General features: G+C 72.6%; 5 protein-coding genes. 4 read left to right on the forward strand and 1 reads right to left on the reverse strand.

Translation table 11 applies throughout. From position 1 onward, the window contains the following. Window positions 1-78: 78 nt before the first annotated feature. Window positions 79-486, reverse strand: coding sequence for a hypothetical protein (locus ETD85_RS21540; RefSeq protein ID WP_138691553.1), 408 nt, complete (start codon window positions 484-486; stop codon window positions 79-81). Window positions 487-1,179: 693 nt separating this feature from the next. On the opposite strand from ETD85_RS21540, the gene ETD85_RS21545 reads away from it, so the two are divergent. The 4 genes from ETD85_RS21545 to ETD85_RS21560 all read left to right on the forward strand — a co-directional run. Then, a complete protein-coding gene (locus ETD85_RS21545) occupies window positions 1,180-2,529 on the forward strand; it encodes a sugar transferase (protein ID WP_138691554.1) in 1,350 nt (449 codons plus the stop codon). A 2-nt stretch (window positions 2,530-2,531) separates the two neighbouring features. Further along, window positions 2,532-3,809, forward strand: coding sequence for an O-antigen ligase family protein (locus ETD85_RS21550; protein WP_138691555.1), 1,278 nt, complete (start codon window positions 2,532-2,534; stop codon window positions 3,807-3,809). Beyond that, entirely contained in the window at window positions 3,806-5,320 is a 1,515-nt protein-coding gene (murJ, locus tag ETD85_RS21555) for a murein biosynthesis integral membrane protein MurJ (RefSeq protein WP_138691556.1), read from the forward strand. Before ETD85_RS21550 ends, murJ begins: the two co-directional genes overlap by 4 nt. Further along, window positions 5,317-6,000 (forward strand): polysaccharide deacetylase family protein (locus ETD85_RS21560; protein WP_138691557.1); only part of this gene is annotated, 684 nt, incomplete at its 3' end. The genes murJ and ETD85_RS21560, both read left to right, overlap by 4 nt.

Consider the following 6,000-nt stretch of genomic DNA (forward strand, 5'->3'; position numbering starts at 1 on the left):
GCATGTCCCTGCTCTCATCGAAGACGTGGCCTCAGCGCGAAGGCCACGGAGATCCTGCGGACGACGGCGAGCACGGCCTCACCGCGTCGCGTGGTCGTCGGCGAGCGGCATCAGCTTGTGCAGGACGTTGCGGTAGGCGCGCAGGGTCATCCTCAGCCGCTCGGTTTCCGTGTCGTCCCGCTCGGTGTTCTTCCAGGGCTCCCGGAGCTCGTCCAGGCGGCGTTCCAGCGTCTCGCGGATCGAGGTCATCACCTCGTCCATGAGCGAGTCGGCGCGCTGGACGGCTTCGCGCGGGTCGTCCACGAAGGACGCTTGCAGATCGTGCCACCGGTCCAGGACGCCGTCCGGGTCGCTGCCGAGCAACGAACCGCGTTGCGGCGGCGCGGGCTCGGCCGCCGGGTCGAAGACGAGCTTGTCTGAGGTGGGGACCGGCGGCGGGATGTCGATGGCCTGGTCGAGAGGCTCTCCGGCGTTGCGGGTGTCCATGCGATCAGCTCTCTCAGGGTCGCCGTGCGGGGCCGGGTGGTGGTCCCGGGCCAGGAGATTCACCCAGGTGGCCGGCCTCTCGCGGGATCGCCGGGGCCGGCCGTCGAACTCGTTCTCCTTGAGCCAACATCCCTGTGTCCGGTACGGACACCGTTAATCCCGAAAAGCCTCATCATCACAGCCGATGACCGGGCGGAGCGGGAGCCGAGGACTCTCCGGCACAGCGCCCTCAGGACCTTACCGATCGTTGGCCATGCCCACCGCATCGAGTCCCAAGTGCACAGAGCGGTGATCAAAGCACCAAGAGAGGTGCGTCGGCCCACCAAGCGCCACCAAGAGACGACCGCGACGTTCGCGGCGAGCCACGGGTTCTCTTGCGATCGACCAAGAAATCTTGATTGTGGCGATGCGGGGTGGCTCGTGACGAAAGCGCCTGCGCGAACTTACTTTCGGTGATGATTCATCTCCGTAATTGAGGAGTTACCCATGCTCCGTCGTCCCCGGCCGCGCGGCCCGGTGAACGTGCGGCGGGCGCTGCGACCGCCGCACAGCGCCCGCCGGCCTGCCGCCATGCCCGGGCCGCCGTCCCGGCGCCGCCGCCGCGGATCCACACCGGGCGGCCGTCGGCGTTACGCGGATCAGATCGGCTGACCGACCGCCGATCTGATCGAACTAGCTATTTTCGGAGATGCAGTGGCTGTAAGCGTGAAGGTCGACCACCTGGTGACGCGGTGGGCGGCAGACCATGGGTCACGACTGTGGATGGTCGTCCAGCCGCTCAGCCTGGTCTGCATCGACCTGAGTTGCATGGCGCTCACTGCGGCCAGCGCGGGACAGGACATCCCGCGGATCGCGTGTGCGGCGATCCTGGTGGTGGCGGCCAACGGCATCGGCCGCGTCTACCTGCCGCGGCTCCTCCCGTCCTGCCTTGATCGCGGCTTCTGGCTCGCGGGATCCGGCCTCGTGTCCACTCTGGTCGCCTTCTGGGGGACGGCATCGCCCCTCATCGTCGCGCTTTGCGCGCTGGTCTTCACGTTCCTCGCCCTGTGTGGCAGGAGCGTCCTCTACTTCGCGACCCGCAAGGCCCGCCGGCGCGGCCGGACCAGCCCCGCGCTGGTGATCGGGGCCGGGACGCACGGTCACCGGCTGGCGGCGAGCCTGCTCGCCTACCCGGAGTACGGCCTGCTCCCGCTGGGCTTCCTGGACGAGAGCGCCGACGGAAGCTCCGGCCTGCCCGTTCTCGGCCGGCTCAGCGACGTCGCCGACGTCGTTCAGCTGCACGAAGTCCGCGCGGTGGTCATCACCGGGCAGGCGGAGCAGTCACTCGCGCGGACGGCGCGGGCGCTGGGGTGCGACGTCTATCTGGCCCCGGACCTGGGCGAGCTGATCGTCGACTTCATCACGCTGCAGGAGCACGTCCACGGCTTCCCGCTGCTGCGCATGCGGCCGGAGACGGAGCGAAGCGTCTCCTGGCCGCTGAAGCGGGCGCTGGACATCGCGGTCGCCTTCGCCGGGCTCATCGTGGCCGCGCCGATCCTCGCGATCTGCGCGCTGATCATCCGTACGGAGATCGGCCCCGGCCTGCTCTTCCGGCAGCGCCGCGTGGGCTACCGGGGGAAGCCGATCGAGCTCATCAAGCTGCGCACGATGAAGCCCACGGACGCGCACGAGTCCGCGACCCTGTGGAGCATCGCCCACGACAGCCGCGTCGGCCCGGTGGGCCGGCTGCTGCGAAGAGCGTCGGTGGACGAGATCCCGCAGCTCTGGAACGTTCTCAGAGGCGACATGAGCATCGTCGGCCCCCGGCCCGAGCGCCCGCACTTCGTCGAGGAGTTCTCCCGGACGATCCCCGGCTACGGCCAGCGGCACCGCATGCCGGTCGGGATCACCGGCTGGGCGCAGATCCACGGCCTGCGCGGCGACACCTCGATCGAGGACCGCGCCCGTTTCGACAACCACTACATCACCGGGTGGACGCTCCGCTCGGACATCAAGATCATGATGAGGACCTTGTGGTCGCTGCTCCGGCTGGGCGGGAGCTAGACATGGCCGCCCTCTTCCGCCCCAGCTCGGCGGCGGCCGTGACCGTGCTGCTGACCTGCCTGCCGGCCGGCCGCGAAGACCCGTCCGCCGGCGTGCACTTGACGGTCGCGGACGTGGCCTCGCTCGTGCTCGCCGTCGTCGCGGGCGCCGTCCTGCTCGCGATCCGGGGGGCCGCCCGGCTCCCCGCCCGCGCTCTGGTGCTGGCGCCCGTCGCGGGCGCGGTCAGCATCGCGGCACTGGCCTCCTCCGACACGCTGGCGAGCGCCCCCGGCTACGTCAGGTACGTCCAGGTGTTCGTGCTCATCCCGCTGGCCGTGCTGGTGACGGTCCGCGACCGGGCCGACGCCGTGATCGTGGGCGGAGCCCTCGTCGGGGCGGCCTCCGTCCAAGGGCTGGTCGGCTGCGTCCAGGCGCTCACCGGCACCGGCGCGTCGTACGCGGGCGAGCGGGTGCGGGCGGTCGGCACCTTCGGCGCGCTCGACGTCATGGGCATGGCGGCCGTCGTCAGCTACGGGGCGATCATCCTGCTGGCCGTGGGCCTGACCCTGCGCGGCGGGCGCCGTGCCGCCGCGCTGGCCGGCGCCGCGCTGCTCGGCGTCCCCCTCGCGCTGTCGCTCAGCCGCGGCACCTGGCTGGCCCTGCTGTGCGCGGCGCTGGTCGTGCTCTTCCTGCACAGCCGGGTGCTCGCCGCCCGGGTGGTCCTCGCCGGCGCGACCGCGGCGATCGTGCTGGCCTTCGGCGTGGGCACCGGAGAGGACGTGCTGGGTCGGCGGATGGCCTCGGTGACCTCCGCCGTGTCGCAGCCGGACCAGTCGCTGAGCGACCGCTACAGCCTGTGGCACACCGCCGTGGGCATGTGGCAGGAGCACCCGCTGACGGGGGTCGGGCCGCGCAGATTCGCGCAGCTGCGCGACACCTACGCTCCCATCGAGCTGTCGTCGGGCAGCGACACCGACGACCCGGTGAACGGCTTCCAGCGCCAGCCGCTGCTCTCTCCGCACAACATGTACCTGCTGACGCTCAGCGAGCAGGGCCTGCTCGGGCTGGTCGCGCTCGGCGTGTTCCTGGGCGCGATGGGGTGGTGGGCGCTCAGGGGCGCCTCGCTCGTGGCCGCCGGGCTGATGACCTGGCAGATCATCGACTTCGCCTACGGCGACATCGGCGGCTCCCCGACGCTGGTCATGTCCGTCATGCTGGGGCTGGTCCTGGCCCTCGTCGCCCGGCCCGGGATCGTGGCGGCGCCGGGCGCCGGACCGGTCGCGGCCGGCAGGACGCGATGACGACGGCCGCCTCGCCCGCCGTCCGGGCCGTCAGCGTCACCGCCCTGCTCATCGGGCTCGGCTCCACCCTCGGTTTCGTCCGCGACCTGATGCTCGGCACGACGTTCGGGGCCGACGCGGAAACGGACGCGTTCCTCGTCGCCTGGACGATCCCGGAGACCGCCGCGCCCTTGCTGATCGAAGGGGCGATGGCCTTCGTCCTGGTCCCGCTGTTCAGCCGCGCGGTGGAGGCGGGTGACGACCTGCGGAGCCTGGTGTCGTCGACGCTGCCGCACCTGTGCCTCGCGCTCGCGGCGCTGAGCGCGCTGGCCGCCGCCGGCGCGCCGTGGCTGGTCGGCGTGCTCGCGCCCGGCATCCCGCGCGGCGACCTCGCCACCGACTGCATGCGGGTGGCGTCCGTGACGATCCTGACGTTCGGGCTGGCCGGATACCTGAGCGCGGCGCTGCGCGCCCGCGAGGCGTTCGCGCCGCCGGCCGCCATCTACGTGGCCTACAACGCGGGCATCATCGCCTGCGTGTGGGCGCTGCGCGATCAGGGCGCGTACGGCGCCGCGGTCGGGGTGGCCGCGGGCGGCGTGGGCATGGTCCTGGTGCAGGCTCCGGCGTTCGTCCGGCGCTTCGGGGCGCCTGGCCGGCCCACCCGCGGTGTGGCCCTGCCGGCGGCCGCGTTCCTGCCGGTCGCGGTCTTCACGCTGGCCCGCCAGTGCCAGGTGTTCATCGAGAGATTCACCGGCTCGTCGCTGGCCGAGGGATCGATCTCGCACCTCAACTACGCGCAGAAGATCGCTCAGGTGCCGATGGTCCTGTCGCTGGTCGTGGCCACGGTGACCTTTCCCCGGCTGGCCCGCGCCATCGCCGCCGGCGACGCCGCCCAGGCGCGGCGCAGGATGATCGACGACCTGGTCACCGCCGCGGCGATCGTGCTGCCGGCCACGGCGGCATTGGTGGTGTGCGCCCCGGACGTCGTGGCCGTCCTGCTGGAGTACGGCGCGTTCACCGAGGCCGACACCGCCGCCACCGCGCGGATCATGCAGGTGTACTCGCTGGGGCTGCTCGGCCAGGCGCTGGTCGGGGTCGGGTGCCGCGCGTTCTTCTGCGGCGCCCGCGCCTCCTGGTACCCGGTTCTCGCGATGTCCGCCGGGCTCGCGCTGACGGCGGCGCTGGCCCGGCCGGCGTGGGGGGTCACGGGGATCGCCGCGGCCAACGCGGCCGGGATCACGCTGACCGCCGCCGTGCTGGTCGCGGGCCTGCGCGGGCGGGTCATCGCCCTGCCGCTCCGCGCGGTGGCCGGGCCGGTCGGCAGGCTGGCGCTGGCCGCCGCGGTCGCCGCCGGGGCCGGCTGGGCGACCCGGGGGCTGCTGGCCGGGCTGCCAGGTCCGCTCTCCCTGGTCCTGAGCTCGGCCGCGATCGCCGCCGCCTTCTGCGTCGTTGCGGTGCTCACCGGTGCCGTGACCGCGCTCCCCGACATCGCCGTGATCACCCGCCTGACCGGAATGCGAGGCCGTCCATGACCGCCATGCCGCTCGTGCTCATGTACCACTCCGTGGAGAAGTACGACAGCGACCCGTTCCGCATCACCGTCTCCCCCGGCCGCTTCGCCCGGCAGCTGGACTGGCTGGCCGCGCACGGCCTGGCCGGCGTCTCGATGCGCGAGCTCCTGCGCGCCCAGGCCGAGGGGAACGCTCGCGGCCTGGTCGGGCTGACCTTCGACGACGGGTACGAGGACTTCCTCAGCGAGGTCGTCCCCGTCCTGCTGCGGCACCGGTTCACCGCCACGGTCTTCGTGCTGCCCGGCCTGCTCGGCACGTACAACAGCTGGGACGCCGGCGCGCCGCGCAAGCCGCTCATGGACGCCGACGGCGTGCGCTGGGCCGCGGAGCAGGGGATGGAGGTCGGCTCGCACTCGCTCGGGCACCGCTCTCTGGTCGGCCTGGACGAGGCCGCGCTCTGGAGCGAGGTCGCCGACGGCAAGGCGGCGCTGGAGGACGTGCTCGGCGCCCAGGTCAGCGGATTCTGCTACCCGTACGGGCACGCCGGCGCCCGCGAGACGGCCGCCGTCCGCCGGGCCGGCTACGACTACGCCTGCGCGATCTGGCGATCAGGGCTCACCGGCAGGTACGCGCTGCCGCGCACCTACATCGGCGACCGGGACGGGGCGCTGCGGCTGTCCGCCAAGCGGGCACGCCACCGG

Source organism: Nonomuraea zeae (genome assembly GCF_005889725.1).
In the GTDB taxonomy this organism is placed as follows: domain Bacteria; phylum Actinomycetota; class Actinomycetes; order Streptosporangiales; family Streptosporangiaceae; genus Nonomuraea; species Nonomuraea zeae.

Bases quoted from the DNA above. Each gene is read 5' to 3' on its own strand.
- ETD85_RS21550 (WP_138691555.1), top strand. From the start codon at position 2,532: ATGGCCGCCCTCTTCCGCCCCAGCTCGGCGGCGGCCGTGACCGTGCTG.
- ETD85_RS21540 (WP_138691553.1), bottom strand. From the start codon at position 486: ATGGACACCCGCAACGCCGGAGAGCCTCTCGACCAGGCCATCGACATC.
- murJ (WP_138691556.1), top strand. From the start codon at position 3,806: ATGACGACGGCCGCCTCGCCCGCCGTCCGGGCCGTCAGCGTCACCGCC.